Annotated in this window: 15 protein-coding genes; 6 read left to right on the forward strand and 9 right to left on the reverse strand. The window is 45.9% G+C overall.

Features of this window, described 5'->3' with window-relative positions:
* Nucleotides 1–6 precede the first annotated feature (6 nt).
* The 5 genes from AB1L08_RS05390 to dpaL form a co-directional block, all read right to left on the reverse strand.
* Nucleotides 7–1,149: an NRAMP family divalent metal transporter gene (locus AB1L08_RS05390; protein ID WP_413063677.1), complete on the reverse strand. Its 1,143-nt coding sequence runs from the start codon at nucleotides 1,147–1,149 to the stop codon at nucleotides 7–9.
* A 66-nt stretch (nucleotides 1,150–1,215) separates the two neighbouring features.
* Nucleotides 1,216–1,989: a LamB/YcsF family protein gene (locus tag AB1L08_RS05395; RefSeq protein ID WP_413063638.1), complete on the reverse strand. Its 774-nt coding sequence runs from the start codon at nucleotides 1,987–1,989 to the stop codon at nucleotides 1,216–1,218.
* Nucleotides 1,989–3,002 (reverse strand): 5-oxoprolinase subunit C family protein, encoded by a 1,014-nt coding sequence (locus AB1L08_RS05400; RefSeq protein ID WP_413063639.1) that lies wholly within the window; start codon nucleotides 3,000–3,002, stop codon nucleotides 1,989–1,991. Before AB1L08_RS05400 ends, AB1L08_RS05395 begins: the two co-directional genes overlap by 1 nt.
* Complete coding sequence (gene pxpB, locus AB1L08_RS05405; RefSeq protein ID WP_413063640.1) at nucleotides 2,999–3,712, reverse strand: 5-oxoprolinase subunit PxpB; 714 nt, start codon at nucleotides 3,710–3,712, stop codon at nucleotides 2,999–3,001. The genes AB1L08_RS05400 and pxpB overlap by 4 nt, the downstream gene beginning before the upstream one ends.
* A 165-nt stretch (nucleotides 3,713–3,877) precedes the next feature.
* A complete protein-coding gene (gene dpaL, locus AB1L08_RS05410) occupies nucleotides 3,878–5,101 on the reverse strand; it encodes a diaminopropionate ammonia-lyase (RefSeq protein WP_413063641.1) in 1,224 nt (407 codons plus the stop codon).
* Between the two features lie 192 nt (nucleotides 5,102–5,293).
* Here dpaL and AB1L08_RS05415 point away from each other — a divergent pair, with 192 nt between their 5' ends.
* From AB1L08_RS05415 to AB1L08_RS05425, 3 genes are all read left to right on the forward strand, one after another.
* A complete protein-coding gene (locus tag AB1L08_RS05415) occupies nucleotides 5,294–6,121 on the forward strand; it encodes an STAS domain-containing protein (protein WP_413063642.1) in 828 nt (275 codons plus the stop codon).
* A gap of 42 nt (nucleotides 6,122–6,163) precedes the next feature.
* Complete coding sequence (locus AB1L08_RS05420; RefSeq protein ID WP_413063643.1) at nucleotides 6,164–7,450, forward strand: MFS transporter; 1,287 nt, start codon at nucleotides 6,164–6,166, stop codon at nucleotides 7,448–7,450.
* 112 nt (nucleotides 7,451–7,562) lie between these two features.
* Complete coding sequence (locus tag AB1L08_RS05425) at nucleotides 7,563–8,552, forward strand: ornithine cyclodeaminase family protein (RefSeq protein WP_413063644.1); 990 nt, start codon at nucleotides 7,563–7,565, stop codon at nucleotides 8,550–8,552.
* Between the two features lie 35 nt (nucleotides 8,553–8,587).
* Here the strand turns inward: AB1L08_RS05425 and AB1L08_RS05430 are convergent, their stop codons facing one another.
* Together AB1L08_RS05430 and AB1L08_RS05435 are read right to left on the reverse strand one after the other, a co-directional pair.
* Nucleotides 8,588–9,076, reverse strand: a complete 489-nt coding sequence (locus tag AB1L08_RS05430; protein WP_413063645.1) for a QueT transporter family protein — start codon at nucleotides 9,074–9,076, stop codon at nucleotides 8,588–8,590.
* Between the two features lie 197 nt (nucleotides 9,077–9,273).
* On the reverse strand, nucleotides 9,274–9,489 hold the full coding sequence (locus AB1L08_RS05435) for a hypothetical protein (RefSeq protein WP_413063646.1): 216 nt from the start codon (nucleotides 9,487–9,489) through the stop codon (nucleotides 9,274–9,276).
* A 140-nt stretch (nucleotides 9,490–9,629) separates the two neighbouring features.
* On the opposite strand from AB1L08_RS05435, the gene AB1L08_RS05440 reads away from it, so the two are divergent.
* Nucleotides 9,630–10,772, forward strand: a complete 1,143-nt coding sequence (locus AB1L08_RS05440) for an HAD family hydrolase (RefSeq protein WP_413063647.1) — start codon at nucleotides 9,630–9,632, stop codon at nucleotides 10,770–10,772.
* A gap of 542 nt (nucleotides 10,773–11,314) precedes the next feature.
* On the opposite strand, the gene serA is transcribed toward AB1L08_RS05440, so the two are convergent.
* Both serA and AB1L08_RS05450 read right to left on the reverse strand, forming a co-directional pair.
* Entirely contained in the window at nucleotides 11,315–12,925 is a 1,611-nt protein-coding gene (serA, locus tag AB1L08_RS05445) for a phosphoglycerate dehydrogenase (protein WP_413063648.1), read from the reverse strand.
* A complete protein-coding gene (locus AB1L08_RS05450; RefSeq protein WP_413063649.1) occupies nucleotides 12,918–14,075 on the reverse strand; it encodes a pyridoxal-phosphate-dependent aminotransferase family protein in 1,158 nt (385 codons plus the stop codon). Before AB1L08_RS05450 ends, serA begins: the two co-directional genes overlap by 8 nt.
* 450 nt (nucleotides 14,076–14,525) lie before the next feature.
* On the opposite strand from AB1L08_RS05450, the gene AB1L08_RS05455 reads away from it, so the two are divergent.
* Nucleotides 14,526–17,249: a tetratricopeptide repeat protein gene (locus tag AB1L08_RS05455; RefSeq protein ID WP_413063650.1), complete on the forward strand. Its 2,724-nt coding sequence runs from the start codon at nucleotides 14,526–14,528 to the stop codon at nucleotides 17,247–17,249.
* Nucleotides 17,250–17,288: 39 nt separating this feature from the next.
* Nucleotides 17,289–17,696, forward strand: coding sequence for a methylglyoxal synthase (gene mgsA, locus AB1L08_RS05460; protein ID WP_413063651.1), 408 nt, complete (start codon nucleotides 17,289–17,291; stop codon nucleotides 17,694–17,696).
* Nucleotides 17,697–17,761: the final 65 nt, after the last annotated feature.

Consider the following 17,761-nt stretch of genomic DNA (forward strand, 5'->3'; position numbering starts at 1 on the left):
TCCTCCTTATTTAAAGAGCTGCGGTATTCCGTTTGCAAGGGAGTATACACCCATGCAGGACATGGCAATGACGATTATGATGCCAAAAATGGTCAACCATAGGGGATGTTTATAATCCCCGACAATTTTTGCCCGATGTGCTGCAACAAGCATGACCCCGAGGGCAATGGGGAGGATGAGCGCATTTAAGGACCCGACCAATACCAATATTTTAACCGGCTGTCCGACAAAAATGAAGACAAGTGTTGAAACAGTGATAAAACCGATGATAATCCATTTGTGATACTTTTCCAGAGCCGGGTGAAATGTGCGGATAAAAGAAACGGATGTATAGGCACAGCCGACAACGGAAGTAACAGCTGCAGCCCACATGACAACCCCGAATATTTTGTATCCGACATCGCCGGCCGCCAGTCGGAAGACAGATGCCGCCGGATTGCCGGGATCAAGTGCCAATCCTTGGGCAACGACCCCCAATGCAGCCAGGAAAAGGAATATGCGCATAATGGAGGCAATCCCGATGGCGCTGACTGAGCTTTTTGTCACCTCGGGGAGTGCCTCTTTTCCTTTTAAACCGGCGTCAATCAAACGGTGCCCGCCTGCAAACGTTATATAGCCCCCAACCGTGCCGCCCACAAGCGTAATAATGGCCAGCATGTCGATTTGGTCCGGTACAAATGTCTTAATGGCCGCTTCTCCAACCGGCGGCTGTGCGGTGAACATGACATAAACCGTTAGCGCGATCATAACAAAGCCCATGAGTTGGGCAAAACGGTCCATTGCCTTGCCGGCTTCGCGGACAAGAAATATGCCGACGGCAATAATGCCGCTTAAAAGCGCCCCAATTTTGGTATTAAAGCCAAACAAAACGTTCGTTCCAAGACCCGCTCCGGCAATGTTGCCGATATTAAAGGCCAGTCCACCTGCGACAATCAGGGCGGCAAGAAAATAGCCCAATCCGGGCAAAACGTCATTCGCAATATCCTGGGCGCGTTTTTCCGAAACGGCAATAATGCGCCATATGTTCATTTGGGCACCGATATCTATGATGATCGATATCAGTATGACGAAGCCGAAGCTTGCCATTAACTTTTCGGTAAATACAGTTGTTTGTGTCAAGAAGCCCGGTCCGATGGCCGATGTTGCCATCAGGAAAGCGGCTCCAAGCAAGATGCTGGCATTTCCTTTCCTGGCCACTAACTATTCCTCCAACCATTATTGATTTTTAAAGTTTTCAATAGCGGAAACAGTAATGCCTTCTTTCTTTAATGCATCCGGAATGTATTTCGCAAATTCAAGGGCGGTTTTCCCGTCTCCGTGGATGCAGACAGTTTCGGCTTTGATCGGGATATCCTTCCCTTGGAGGGTGGCTACTTTTCCTTCTTTTACCATCCGGACCACCTGGTTGACTGCTTGCTCGTGATCGGTGATAAGCGCATTGGCTTCCCGTCTTGAAGTGAGCGTTCCGTCCTCTTGGTATGTCCGGTCCGAGAACACTTCATTTGCCGTTTTCAGCCCGATTTTTTCGCCGGCTTTTACGAGCTCTGATCCGGAAAGGCCAAAAAGAATCAGTTCCGGATCCACTTTGTATACGGCTTCGGCGATTCCCTCTGATAGGGCGGCATTTTTGGCGGCCATATTAAATAAGGCGCCGTGCGGCTTTACGTGCTGTAGTTTTCCGCCTTCCGAAGAAACAAAGGCATGCAGCGCTCCAATCTGATAAACCACGATGTCGTATGCTTCTTCCGGTGAAATGCTCATTTCTCTCCGGCCGAATCCCAACAGGTCAGGCAAACCGGGATGGGCACCGATGGCCACATTTTTTTCCAAAGCATTTTTTACGGTTTTTTTCATAATGGATGGGTCTCCGGCGTGAAAACCGCAGGCAATATTGGCAGATGTAATATAATTCAAGATTTCATCGTCATTTCCAATCGTATAGGCTCCAAAGCTTTCTCCCATATCACAGTTTAAATCGACAATATACATTATGATTCCTCCTGAGTGATTTTTAAATGTATCCCCTGTTTCAATTGTTCGATGGAAGTCTCCATTTCCAAAGATAATTCTTGGGCCTCTTCCAAGGAAATTTCCTCAAAAGAAATGGTTTCCCCAGGCTTCGTTTGGGCGATAAGCGGCAAGTCTGCTGAAGCGATCTGGCCGATTTTCGGATACCCGCCGACCGATTGGCGATCCGCCAAAAGAATGATCGGATTTCCGTCTGGAGGCACTTGGATTGAGCCAGTATTGATGGCCTCCGATACCATTTCCTTTGTTTCTTTCAGGTGAAGGGATGGTCCTTTTAACCGGTAACCCATCCGGTCCGATTCGGTTGTAACGGAAAAGGGTTTTTCAAATAAATCTGCTTGACTCGCTGTTTGAAACCAATAAAATTGAGGTCCTTTCATCGTTCGAATCGGTTTATGGTTCTCAAGGGACGGGTAAAGGCCTTCGGCAGCAGCCCAACTGCTTTCAGCAAACGGCTTGTTTTGGCATTGACCAGACAGATGCTCCATAATCTTTTTGGAAATTGTGGAACAAGGACCGAATAAAAGGGAGTCACCTGCCTGCAGGGCACGTCCTTTGTAGCCGCCAACTGCAGCCCGGAGGTAAGTGGATTTGCTCCCCATCACTATCGGAACATCGATCCCCCCGGCGACAGCCAAATAGGCCCGGCATCCTTTTACGGCATACTTAAAATCGAGCCGGGTACCTTTTTTGACAAAAACAGGCCGCCATGACCTTACTTGTTTTCCGTCCACAGCAGGGGAGAGGTCACCGCCGGTAATGGCGATTAATGCATCTTCTTCGAATTGGATGGCAGGCCCGATCAACGTGATTTCAAGGGCAGCTTCAGTTTCATTGTTTCCAACAAGCAGATTGGCGATTCGGTGTGCCAAAGAATCCATTGCCCCGCTCGTTATAACGCCGTATTTTTGATAGCCGGTCCTTCCCAAATCCTGGACGGTTGTCATGAGCCCGGGACGCAATACTTTGATCATTGGTTCTGCCCCTCCCACTCCCTGTACTCTTTTAAGCTGATCGGTTTGAATCTGATTTTGTCGCCTGCCTGCAGCAGTGTTGGAGGATCCTGCCGGGGATGGAACAGTTCCAGCGGTGTCCTGCCGATAAGCTGCCAGCCGCCGGGCGTTTCAATCGGATAAATCCCTGTTTGCTTGCCAGCAATCCCGACGGTTCTTGGGGGAATTTTCAGCCTTGGCGTTTCCCTTCTCGGCGTAGCAATTTTTTCCGGCATGCCGCCAACGAATGGGAAGCCGGGTGCAAACCCGATCATATAAACTGTATAATCCCCATTTGAATGAATATCGATGACTTCTTCGGGGGTGAGTCCGTTACGTTCGGCGACATATGGCAAGTCAGGCCCGAACTCGCCCCCGTAACAGACGGGAATCTCGATCACCCTTTGCTCTGCCTTTTTGTTTGCGGCATAAGAAGAGAGCAATTTCTCTATTCTTCGGCAAACGGTTTTATAAGGCGATTCGTTTTTTTTGGATAGCTTGGCAGCTTTCTGAAGGTCGTAAAAGAGTGTCACGGTTGTATAAGCCGGGACATACTCAATAAGCCAATCTTCATGCTGCCGTTCAAAAATTTGGCAGACACTTTGAACCAGACTTTGCGTCTGAAGATTTATCTCATCACCTAAATGGATCACGAGTGCGTTGTCGCCAAGCGGTTGGAGATTAAAGTTCATTTTTTCACCCCATTTTTTCATATGTATCATCTTGCAGCAAGCTGGTCCGGGTGAATTTTCCGTCCGTGTAAACGTATTTTTTTGCAATCATTCGACCAAAAGCTACAATCTTTGATAAACTATTTTAGCACGCAGGATGTAAATGTACAAAAATGGGGCCTGTTTTCAAAAGCGTATAGAATGCGCCCCTTTCCACACAATATCACGGTAGCGCTGTTTATCCGTATCCCCTTCAGTGTTGATTAAAAGGATCCTTGATTTCTTATCCAGCTGCAAATGTTCTTGCGCAAAGCGGGGATAAGCCATAAAAAGGTAATGCAACAGCCCCAGTGTTACAGCGCCGGATTCCCCTGAGATTATTTTTCGATCATCCCCAACCGGGTTTCCCAATACCCTCATACCCAGGGCAGCAATGGCATCGTTGCACGAAAAGGCAGCGTACGCTGTGTTGATTAGAATACGATACGCCCTTTCATTCGGAACACCGCAGGCAAGCCCTGCCATGATCGTATCCAAATTACCTGTAACGGTTTTCATTTTCCCTGTTAAAAAAGAGCGGTAAAAGCAATCGGCCTGATCCGGTTCCACGATAATGATGGTTGGATGATCCGCTCCGTAATATTGGGCGAAATAAGCGGCAATGCCGGCAGCAAACGATCCGACCCCTGCCTGGAGAAAGATGTGTGTCGGCGGTTGTACATCATTCGTTTCTATTTCCTCAATGATCTCAAGGGCAATCGCAGCATATCCTTGCATAATCCAAAGAGGAATGTCTTCGTATCCTTCCCATGCCGTGTCCTGGATAAGGACCCAGCCATTTTCTTCCGCCAATCTGGCGCATAATTTCACCGTTTCATCATAGTTTACATTCGTTATGCCGGCATGGGCTCCTTCCTTGCGGATCGCTGCTAATCGGGCCTTGGAGGATCCCTTCGGCATATACACAACGGACTGCTGCCCAAGTTCACGGGCTGCCCAGGCAACACCGCGCCCGTGATTGCCGTCTGTCGCCGTAATAAACGTGATGTTTCCCAGCCTTTCCTTTATCTCCGGAGAGGTCAATTTTTCAAAGGAAAGTTCTTCAACCGGTTTATCCAGCCTCTTTGCCAAGTATTGTCCGATGGCATAAATGCCGCCCATCACTTTAAAGGCGTTTAAGCCAAAGCGTTGTGATTCATCTTTTACTTGAACGGCCTCCACATTCCATTCATTGGCCAGATGATGCAACGAAACAAGGGGAGTGTTCGAATAGTTTTTATGGGATTTTTGAAACGGCAAAACGTTGTTGATCTTTTCATAAGAAAAATGACCCAAATCCTTTAAGGCATTTTTGGGCTGGATTCGCTTATTAACTGCCCACTTTACATGCATAAACGAATTTTCAATCAATCTTTCATCACCCCGTTTGCAAATTGACTACCTTATTACCATAGAGGAAACAAACTGATTTTGCCAATACAACAAATAGGCTCCGTTACCCATATTATTTTAAAAAAAGTTATGAATCTGCTAAAATATGAACAAATAATGAAACATGATCATCAATCACTCTTCCAAATAGAATGAAAGAGGGAGTGCTCCATGGTATTGACTTATCACGAGGATCAAGACATTAAAGCATTTTTGAAGGAAAATAGAGATCAATTTGAAAAGCGGCTTTTGGAGGAAGCAGTCAACGTTCGTGATAAAATTGACGAAATTCGCCAAATCGGAAATATTAATCTGATGGAAAATGCCCACAAACTTGTTTTATACGTTGTGGAGGGCAGAGGACAAGAGCTTGTTGCCTTTGCAAACCAGGAAGGGGAGGCCTGGGAACGATTTTCTCTTACCTTGTCTTTTAAACTTGAGTGGGTGCAGGCGATTCGCCGGACACTTTGGGCTTTTCTTCATGAATATGATTATTTGAAGGGTAAAGAAGTACATATTGACCAATTTTATGCACAGGAAAAAGAGATCAACCAAAGAATTGACCAGTTCCTCAATCGCTTCTTTATCTCCTATTCCAAATTTAAGGATGAGCTGATTGAATCACAGAGGAAAATCATGGATCACTTATCCGTTCCAATTATCCCAATTGATGCCGCCATCAGCGTCCTTCCTTTAATCGGAAGCATCGACAGCAGGCGTTCTGCCTCCATCGTTGAAAAAGTGCTGATGGAAATCGCGAACAAACGCATTCAAACGTTGATTATAGACTTGTTCGGAGTCGGCGACATGGAAGCGGATGTAATCGATAAATTTTTAAAATTGATTGACGGGATTGAAATGATGGGATGCAAAGCCGTCATGACCGGCCTGCATCCGGTTGTGGCCAAGAAAATGATTGATCTGGGAGTCTCTATTGGAAACAAAGCCATTTTGAAAGGGACACTTCAGCAGGCAATCCAAGATTATCTTTTAAAATAATGGGGATTGACAAATGAATAGCTGAAAAGGGAGGCGGTCTGATTGGAACAAAAACCAACGATACGGGTGCTCATTGCCAGTCTGATAGGAAGTTCCATCGAGTGGTTTGATTACTTCTTGTATGGAACGGTTGCTGCTCTCGTATTCAACGATTTGTTTTTCCATGCGGATGATCCCACAGTTGGTTTATTGCTGGCATATGCATCATTCGCTTTGGCTTTCTTTATCCGCCCGATTGGCGGAATTATTTTCAGCCATATTGGAGATCGGATTGGCCGCAAAAAAACGCTCGTATTAACGTTGTCCCTTATGGGGGGAGCGACGGTATTGATGGGATTGTTGCCGACCTATTATTCTATTGGCACAATGGCTCCGGTTTTGCTTATCCTGCTTCGCCTCATTCAAGGTTTGGGCCTTGGGGGCGAATGGGGAGGCGCCCTTTTGCTTGCTGTTGAGTACGCACCGAAAGAAAAACGCGGATTTTTTGGCAGTATTCCGCAAATGGGCGTTACGATCGGCATGCTGCTCGGAACATTGGCACTTTCACTGATGTCGCTGCTTCCGGAAAATGCTTTTATGACGTGGGGATGGAGAGTTCCTTTTATTTTAAGCGCCCTATTGGTTGTTTTCGGTTTATGGATACGTAAAGGAATTGATGAAACGCCGTCTTTTAAGGCAGCCCAGGAGAAAGGCGAAATTGCGAGAGTGCCTTTTGTGGAAACGATGCGCACCCATTGGAAAGAAGTGTTGATCGCGATCGGGGGAAAAGTGGTGGAAACCGCACCATTCTATATTTTCTCAACATTCATCGTTTCATATGCAACAGCCAATCTCGGCTTTTCAAGAACGGTTACATTGAATGCGGTTACCATCGCGACTGTTATCACGACACTGCTGATCCCTGTTATGGGAAGGCTTTCAGATAAAGTGGGCCGGAAACCGCTTTATGTTGGCGGTACCGTGTTAATGATTTTATATGCATTTCCGTACTTTTGGCTGCTGCATCAAAATTCCAAGGTGCTGCTCATTTTGGCTACCGTTTTGGGGTTAGGCATTATTTGGGCGCCGATCACGGCCGTTCTCGGTACAATGTTTTCGGAAATTTTCAGATCAAACGTGAGATATACAGGCATATCCCTGGGTTACCAAATTGGGGCCGCTGTCGCAGGAGGAACCGCACCGCTTGTTGCTACAGCACTGCTTCGTGCATACAACAATTCGTATGTTCCCGTTGCCTTATATATCATTTTTACTTCCGTCATTTCACTGATTGCCATTGCGGCGGTCCGTGACAGGAAGGATGAAGAATTGGATGAAAAAGCCGGATAATCTGTTTATTTAGGAGATCGCCCATTCGGTGATTCTTTTTTTACGCTTTAGGGTTACGGAACCTCCCCATTTCAATGGGGAGAGGTTTCAGAAAAGAGAGGGGAGTAAATCGTTGCTTATTTTGACTGAAGAAGAAGTCCGATCCATTTACTCAATGAAAGAAGCGATTGCCGACATCGAACAGGCGCTGCAATTAAATGTACAGGGCCTGGTGGAAAATCCCGAACGAACGGTAATCAACTACCCGAAAAAGCGGGCTTCCGCTTTATTTATGCCCAGTGCCATTGAACCGATCGGCATTTCCGCCGTAAAAGTTGTAACCATTTTTCCTGATAATCCAGCCGTTGGCAAGAAAACGACACAAGGCGTCATCTTGCTGAGTGATACGGAAAACGGAGACCACTTGGCCTGCATGGATGCATCCTATTTGACAAGGCTCCGGACCGGCGCCGCAAGCGGGGCTGCCACGAAGAAGCTTGCAAAAGAAGATGCAGATTCTGTGGCGGTCATCGGCTGCGGGAGAATGGCAGAAGAGCAGCTGCAAGCTGTATTGGAAATCCGCCCGATCCAAAAGATTTTGCTTTTTAATCGGACGAAAGAGCGGGCTGAGCAATTTGCCGGACGCATTTCCGGCCTGGCGCCAACGTACAGTGGAGCTGTTCAAATTGTGAATGAGGCAGATTTCTCTGTGAGGGAAGCGGATATTGTCATTTGCAGCACCCGTTCGGAAACGCCTGTTTTTTCGGGTGAAATGCTGCGCCCCGGAACACATATTAATGGTGTCGGTTCTTACCTTCCGCATATGCAGGAAGTGGACGAAATTACATTGCAAAAATGCAGCAAGATTGTTGTCGATACAATTCATGGGGTTAAGGAGGAAGCGGGAGATTTTATCATTCCCGAAAAGAGGGGAGCGTGGGACTTCTCGATGCTGCATGGGGAGCTTGGCGAACTCGTATCGGGTTTGATTGCCGGTAGAGAGTCGGAGGATGAAATTACCTTCTTTAAATCAGTCGGCATCGCTTACTTTGATCTTGTTGTCGCGGCCGCTGTTTTTAAAAAGGCCAAAGCATCCGGAGTTGGAACCGAAGTGAATCTATAAAAAATCCGGGAAATCCTGCTTAGGAAATCCCGGTTTTATGATAAAAGCTTGTCAAAGCCGACCCGCTTGTTCAAGTAAAAGACGATAGGCATTCCGGCCAGCATGACAACAAATTCGCCCACTGCCACCGTGAACCAAGTGATCAGGAACGGAAAGCCAAGGACAAGTTTCAACTCGAGGGCAATGATAAACATGGTAAAAGTAAAGACAACTGTATTAAAAAACATCCGTGCCCAAATATTTTTAATCAACCTTCCGGAGAAAATCGTAATGAGCAGGGCGATCAACGATTGGCCCACTCCGAAAACAAGATCATAAACGCCAAGTGGCGAAAACAGCAGGTTCGTTAAAAAGACGCCGATCACAATTCCAAAAATATATTTTTTATTGAAAACAACGAGGTGGTTAAACATTTCGGACACACGAAATTGGATGTTCGTAAATCCAAAAGGCTGGATAAAAAAGGAAACGGCAATGTACAGTGCCGCCAAGATGCCGTTAACGGCCAACGTTCTTAACTTCATAAACATCTCTCCTTAGTTTTGATAACGTGGGATGGTTTCGAACCACGCGGGCACAAAAGCCCGAATCTTTATAGTAACGCCGTACATATACTTCCGTCAACCAAGAAAGCTTGACCGGCTTATTCGTGGGAAAAACAGCGCTTTTGCGTTAAAATTTTTGCCCAACAAAAAACAGGATGCCTGATCAGGCATTCCTGTTATTTATCAAGTGAATCACCGCGCATGTATTGTTCGAATTCTTTCATGTCTTTATTTTTCGTATTGGCCAGATGCATTGGATTGGGCGGGTCTTCATCGTGAGTGATGACGCCCATTGTCGGGTTTTGCAATCCGGGATCATTAATGATGTTTTCGGATGTTCCGTCAATATGTGCAGTTGTTTGGGATCCGACATTTTCAGTTTTTCTCGGCATTGTGTTCAACTCCTTTATCTTTTATGATGGGAAAAAGGAACGTAAATATACATATGTAGATAAATAGGAAAGTTCCTGAAGAAATTATTTGCAGCCTATGCTACACTAAAGGAAAAAAGCAGCCGAGAAAAGGAGATACTATGGTAAAGACGGTTTTATTCGATGTGGATGGCGTTTTATTGAGCGAAGAGCGGTATTTTGACATGTCTGCCCTCACGGTGTGGGAAGTGCTGAACAGCAGCAAATACTTGGGCCTTGCTCCAGAATCATTTAAAACAAAGCTGACTGACCAGGAAATAGGTCAGATTCGCAACGAGGTATTTGTACATGACCGCGTCTTGAAATTTATGAAAGGGTGCGGAATCAATGCAAACTGGGACATGATATATTTGGCAGCCGCTTATCAGTTGATTCATCTGTTGGAACAGGTAAAGGATGAATTGGAGGATCGAATAAAAGGATGGTTCACAAATGAGATCAATCGTCAGGTTTTACTAGAAATTGGAAATGCTCTAAAAGGAAAAAAAGTTAAGCTTGACTATCCCAAATTTCTTGATGATTTCCAAGCGGCCGAACCTTCCAAATTGGGGTTATTAAAGCACTTGGATGCATTGGCGAAAGAAAAGTTCGATGTGGAAACGAATATGTTTGGGAAAGCGGACGAGTTATGGTCCACGTGTGAGCATGCTTCCCAAGAGTGGTATGTGGGGGACAAGTTTATCTTTCAATCGACCGGCAGGCCTTCTGTACAAACCGGAAAAACCGGCTTTATGTCTGATGAGAAGGTGCTTGCTCCGAAAGAGGATATTGCCGCGCTGTTTGAAACATTAAACGAACATGGCATAAGGATCGGGATTGGAACCGGGCGGCCGGAACTGGAAACCATAGAACCATTTAAAGCTTTGGAGTGGTTAAAGCATTTTGATGTAAATCATATCGTTACGGCGGATGACGTGTTGAAGGCCGAACGGGAAAACAGTACACGGGCTCTTTCCAAGCCGCATCCATTTACGTATATTTTGGCTCTCTCCGGAAAAACAAAAACCACGGAAGAATGTCTTGCTGAAAAACTTCCAATCGAAAACGCAAAAGACACGTTGATTGTCGGCGATTCACTCGCTGATTTGCTGGCGGCAAGGAAAATGGGCTGTTTATTTGCGGCTGTTTTGACAGGGCTGTCGGGGCAGGATGCGCGGCCGGAGTTTGAAGAACATGACGCTGACTATATTTTGGACAATGTCCTTGATGTAAAAGATATTGTGCTGTCTCTTGTAAAAGAATAGGCCATAAAAAGCACCGGGAAAAATCTCCCGATGCTTTTTTTAAAAGTGAAAAGTATAAAATTTGCTCTTTCGCAAATTTAGACCAATCGGGCTTCTGACCTCTGACTTCCCAAGAAAGACGCGCTAACGTTTTTCTTAACTTTTAAAGAAAGTATAAGTTTTTTTAGGGTTTAACATTTTGAACAAAGCCCTTAGTTGTCTAGCTCCAGCGCCTATCGACTAGCAGACTTCCCGCCTAATGTGCTCCTGCGGCGTAGCTTATTCGAGGATGTTACCCTCACCTCGTCGCAAAGCTGCAGGATGCCAATTCAAAGAAGCAGCTTTCCTACGATAAGTCAACATCGGCTCCGACGCACAGGATGTGCTAGTGCAGGCGAAGCGACAGGACAAGGAAAGCTTCGACAGCATCAGCATCGCACGAAGGAAAAGCGAAGCTTTTTCGAGGACGTCGCTGCTTGAGCCTGCCTTCGTCGCCGTGTTTCCTTTATCTCGTCGGAGGCACTCCAGTCTGTACGTCGATGGGCAAGGCGCTTGCGCTTTTCTTAGTGATAAACGGGCACCTGTTCAGCAGGCAGCTCCAAAAATTGTACGGCCCTTAGGCCGTCCATCGCAACAAGTTCTTTTGCGACGTCTTCGTCCACTTTTTTATCCAAAGTAAGAACCATGATGGCTTCTCCACCGGCAAAGGCTCTTCCGACTTGCATCGTTCCAATGTTAATATCATGGCTGCCAAGAATGGATCCGACCCGGCCGATCATTCCCGGAACGTCGTGGTGTTCAATATAGAGCAAATATTGTTCAGGGCGTACATCAACCCTGTATTCATTCATTTTTACAATCCGGCCGCCGTATCCGTTCAGGACGGTTGCCCCGATGCTTGCCTTCTCTTCTCCTTTATACAAAGTGAGCTCCATATAGTTGGCAAACCCTTTGCTTGTCGGATTTTTAACCACGTTAAAGGCAACGCCCTGATCGTTCAAGAGGTGAATGGCATTGATCATGTTGACGGAGTCGCTGAGGTGATGGGCAAGGATTCCCTTAATCATCGTTCTCGTCAGCAAATCTGTATCCTGTTTGGCCAATTCGCCGTAAAAGTTGATTTCGATTTTGTCTGGTGCATGTTGCAATAATTGAATGGCCAAAATGCCGATCTGCTCTCCAAGGTCAATATACGGCTGCAGTTTTTTCTGGGTTTCCCCGGAAACTTGCGGCATGTTGATCGCGTGGCGGATTGAATCCGTTTCGAAAATATCGATGATTTCTTCACTGACTTCCTGTGCCACTTTTTCCTGTGCTTCTACAGTGGAAGCACCCAAGTGCGGAGTGACTACGGCATTTGGATGCGTAAGCAGCTCCATGTTGGATGCAGGCTCGGTATCAAAGACATCAATGGCGGCGCCGGCTACCTGCCCTGAATTCAAGGCACGCACTAAAGCAGCTTCATCAATGATGCCGCCGCGGGCACAGTTGACGATCCGGACACCTTTTTTCGTTTTGGCCAAATATTCATCATTAATCAGGCCTTTCGTATCTTTCGTTAACGGTGTATGGACCGTGATAAAATCAGCCTGTTCCGCAATTTCATCCAAAGAGGCTTTCGTGATGCCAAGCTGATTGGCGCGTTCCTCGGTCAAGTAGGGGTCAAAGCCCAAAATATTCATGCCGAATTTTTTCGCTCTTTTTGAAACTTCTGCCCCGATTTTTCCCATGCCGATAATACCGAGTGTTTTTTCGTACAATTCAACACCTTTAAAAGCGTTTCTGTCCCAATTTCCGGCTGAAGTGGACATATGTGCGTGCGGTATTTTACGTGCCATCGAAAGCATCATGGCCATCGTATGTTCCGCTGCTGCAATGGTATTGGCGCCCGGGGCATTGATGACAAGAATGCCTTTCCGTGTTGCGGCACTGACATCAATATTGTCAACCCCTACTCCCGCACGCGCAATAACGCGAAGATGATCAGCAGATTCAAGCAATTCTTCCGTTACTTGCGTTTGGCTTCGGACGATGAGAGCGTCATAACCTTTAATCACTTCCTTTAGCTCCTCGGGTGATAAGCCTGATTTTTTTTCAACGGTAAAATTCGGATGATCATACAGCGCTTTTAACCCGCTGTCACTGATGGCATCGGTTACTAATACTTTATACATGTTCTGCCCAAACCTCCTGTGCTCTTCTGGTCGCAAGTCCAAGTACATCTTTGTTCTCGATTTCTTTGATCGTCATTTCCAATGCCGTCAATACCGTAAGGACATCATACGGATTGCAGTAGCCCATATGGCCGATTCGGAAAATCTTTCCGGATAATTTTCCCTGGCCGCCGGCAAGGGAAATATTCAATTTGTCTTTCATGACCTTTTTGATCGCGTTGGCTTTGTCGCCCTTGGGCATGACAGCCGTAACCGTCGGAGATGCGGCTTCATCGCTTGTCAAAAGCGGGAGGCCGAGGGCTTTCACTCCTTCGCGCGTCATTGTTTTTAACAACTCATGGCGTTTGATGACATTTTCAAAGCCTTCTTCTTCAATCATTTCGCACACTTCCCGGGCTCCGTAAATTAAGGAGATGGCAGGAGTGAAAGGTGTTGATTTCTTTTGGTCATAATTGTCAAAATAGCGGTTCAAATCGAAGTAAAATCGGGTGTTTTTCGTTTTTCGGATGACATCTTTCGCGTGGTCACTGACGGCTGCGAAAGCAAGCCCGGGCGGAAGCATGAGTGCTTTTTGCGAACCGGAAACCAAAATATCGATATTCCAGCCGGCCATGTCAGCGGGCACACCGCCAATGCAGCTCACGCCGTCCACGATGAACAGTCCGTCTGTCAATCGTTTCGTCACTTCTCCAAGTTGTTTGATCGGGTGGATAATGCTTGTTGACGTTTCACAATATGTGGCAAAAACCGCTTTTATGTTCAAATTGATAGATTTTATAAAATCTTCAAGCTCCTCGGGCTGGCAAGCAGTACCCCATTCAACCTCAAGCCTGTGGACGTTGGCGCCGTGAGCTTCACAAATTTTTGCAAAACGGTCGCCAAAAGCCCCGCCGACAATAACAATCACGTCATCTCCAGGATCAATTACATTGACTGCTGCTGTTTCAAGTGCACCTGTTCCGCTGCCTGAAATAATGAGGACAGGGTTATCCGATCCAAAGACCGGCTGGAGCCTTGTTGCCACATCTTCCAGCAGTACAGGAAAAGCGGCGCCCCGATGTCCGATCATCGGCTGGTTCATTGCAATTTTTACACGGTCCGGGATGGGAGTCGGCCCCGGCGTAAACAAATATTCTTTGTCTAAAAACACTTGTTGTTCATCCTTTCAAAAGTGAAGTTAAATGAAAAGCCCTCATAACAGACATGGCAGTCTTGTTATGAGGGACGTAATCTCCGTGGTGCCACCCTCGTTCACCGCATCTTTGCAAAAAACGGTCTCGAGTGAATAACGGCAAAGCGCCGGGCTAAAAGCCAGTTTAGAAGTGCTGGGCCATTTTGAAGCAAAAACATCGGTTTTCACCAGCCACCGACTCTCTCAAGATTTTACTCCATGCCTTCTTCATCATTACTTTTATCATTAATTGCCTTGTTTGTGATCATTTTAACACATAGCATCCGCAATAAAAAGGGAAAAATGACAAAAAAAACGGTGTAATCGCTCTCATTATTTCATTTGTTTTACATTGAGACAACGATGCAAGAAACGGAGCTATGAAATATAGTATGATTAGTATATGTCATATTCTGATTGGGCGGGGTGATGAAGGTGCAAAAGGAAGAATATTTGGTAAAAAAGCTTTACCATGAAAAACATTTTCTGAAAGGGGATGAGACAGAACATCCGATTCGCGTACTGGGGGAGCTTTACGGATCCGAGCAAAAGAAAGATATGGCGGACCTCTCCTATATTCGTTTTGCACAGGGAGAAGTATACTATTTAAATCACGACTATGAAGCGGCCATCTTCAAATGGGAGAATATACATAACGAACTGGAGCCGTGGGCGAAAAAAAATATAGCGGATGCCTATATGGAATTGGATCTGCTCAGTACGGCAGAGGATATCTATAAATCGATTTCATCCGACTCCCTGATCTTGAATACGGAAGTGGCACTGCAGCTGTTCTCTTTGTACTTGCAGCAGGGAAAAACGGAAGAAGCGGATCAAATGATCAAAAATGCCGTTGTACTGAATCCGGACTATCAAAATGTTACGGAACTCGCGTGTGCATTTTTTGAAGAACAGCATGACTGGACCAGTGCATTGGATCTGACGATGAGCGAGGCGATCAGGACAAAATCGCGGCTGTGGTTCCGGAAGCTCCTCCATTATATAGAAAACGGTCATGCAAGTACACAGGAGCCGCGCTTTTTTGTCCAGGCGCTGACGGCATTGAAATCGATTGACTTGCCACTGTTTGAACAAATGACGATTGCTCTATGGGACAATTTTAAAAAGCAGGATAACTACCTGTCCTGGCTGAAAGAGTTAAGTGGATTAATTACCGGGTCGGAGATGGTACCCTACCAGTGGAATAAACTGCCTGCAACATTTTCCGATTCCTTTAAGAAACTGCTTTCCGGCGATTTTCCTTTGGATCGGCTCAAAGAAGTCGTCCCTGGCTTTTTGGCATCATGGCTTCGAGTGGCTGACTCGGATACAGCTCCCGCTGCTGCGGCCGGAACGCTCGCCTGGAACGACGTATTCCCTTCCAGTGTGGGAGAATCTTCCATACAGGAGGCCCAAGAAATTCTTGACCGGCTTTCGGCTCAGCCAAGCCTGTTTATTGACAGCCAGGATTTATTCAAGTCGATTGAACTATGGGCATCCGAAATGAATGCTGCTATTCACCCAAAATTAAAATGGATGTTTCAAAGGCTGGCTATGTTGGATCATAAAACCGTTTTGATAGCAGGTACGTCTGTAAGCAGCAAGTCTTCTTTTGTCGATATGCTGTTAAGACGTCCGGATGCCGAATTTTTCGACTCGCCTGTTCCGGTATTATACGGGCATGGAGAAATGACCGAATTTCGCCTCATTACAAATGAAAATATTTCAACGATGAGAACAAACGATGAATTGGTTGAAGGGGAACGCAAGCCGGACGCCTTGATCGAATATACATGGCCAAGCCGCTTTCTGTCGGAAAATCGTTTATCCGTCATAGATTATCCGGTGCTACATTTTCCCGGCAGGAAGGAAAATCTGATTGAAAGTATCCGGATGAGCGAGTGTATGTTTTTCATATTGAATGAAGAAGCTTCCCTGACCATTGATGAACGGGAGCTGCTAAACGAAATAAAGGAACACGTTCCCGAATATCCGGTCTATTTCATTTTACAGGCAAATGAGCCGATGATGGATGAAAGGCTCGACAAAATCAAACAGCGAATCTCCCAAGCTTTCCCTGAAGCAAACCTGTTGGTCTTTTCGGATACAATAAATGATGTCCAATTGGAAAACATATTGAGAGGGCTTGAAAAAAAGAAAAATCCCCTGCTTCTCACGAGTCATTCCGTCTATTTAATCAGGAGAATGATCGGAAGCTTGCTGAAACAGCGGGAAAAAATCCAAAGGGAGCTTACTGAAGCGATTGAGCTTGATGAAGATGTGCTGGGTAAAATCCAGGGAGCCATTCATCAATTGTACGACTTGGAAGAGGAAAAAACAAAAGTGTTGACCGACGCTTACCGGGCATTCAAAGATGAAATCAAATCGGATCTTTTAAAAACCGTGCCTAAGCTAATTAGGGAATCTGCCAATATTCTTCGCGAAGACAGCGACTTTGGAACCATTCATGTGAAATTGAACGAAGAAATGAACAAGCGCATCGCCGATTATTTGCAGTACACGGTTCACCCAACGTATATCAGCTCGCTTCAGGATTGGATCGCATTTTCTGAAGGAGAACTGAACAAGGCCCAGGAGCAATTAATTGAATGGAATGAAGGATTCAACGTTATATTCGGTGAAGAGCGGCTCAAGCTGGCATGTGATTTTCAAATTCTTGGTGATTGGCAAAGAGACGCCGACCGGATGACGGGCACCATCCAAATAGACAAAGAAAACATTTTACTGAAAAGAACGCCTGCACAAGTTTTATTAAAAAGTGCAGGAAAGCTGTTTGGAGTGATACCGGCCAATCAGTCCATCATGTATAATCGATACCGGCAATTTATAGAGAACGAAAATTATGACGATACGGCGGAATCAATCGCTGAAAAGTTTTTCCGGCAATTTGAATTGTTTGAAAAAGCAATTCCGAGAGATATTTCACTGTTTTTCCGCAATCCGTTTCAAGTCTTGAGGCGATCGGCTGATGAAATCCAGGGAAAGGTTGACCAAAACAAGGCAACACTGGATGAAATGAGAGCGAATCCGGGAAATTTCCACAACCCGTTAAAACTGTTCGACATCAGACTCCGCCAGCTTGAATGGATGAAGGGAAAAAGCAAAACAGCCGGTAAAATAACGGAACAGTAATGTCCGGCTGCAAAGACCAGGAAAAGAAGGGGGACGATTATGCGTATAGCGCTGATTGCACATGACAAGAAGAAGGATGACATAGTCGAATTTTCCATGGCATACCAATCTATTTTGGAAAAGCACCAGTTGTTTGCAACGGGAACAACAGGGACGAGAATCTCGGAGGCAACGGGCCTGGAAATTCGGCGTTTTCAATCCGGCCCGCTCGGCGGGGACCAGCAAATCGGGGCCCTCGTTGCGGAAAACGAGATTGATCTGATTATTTTTTTGCGGGATCCATTGACGGCCCAGCCGCATGAACCGGACGTATCCGCACTGATGAGGCTGAGCGATGTTTACGGTGTTCCGCTGGCAACCAATATGGGAACAGCCGAAATGCTGATTCGCGGATTGGAACGCGGTGATTTGGAATGGCGCTCCATTGTTCATAAAGAAATTCACTGACATGCCATAATATGACTTATAGCCTAATCTCCTGTTAGATGTTATACTATAGAACATAGATTTCT

Origin of the sequence: Siminovitchia jepli, from assembly GCF_047228825.1 — a bacterium.
Classification (GTDB): Bacteria; Bacillota; Bacilli; order Bacillales; family Bacillaceae_C; genus Siminovitchia.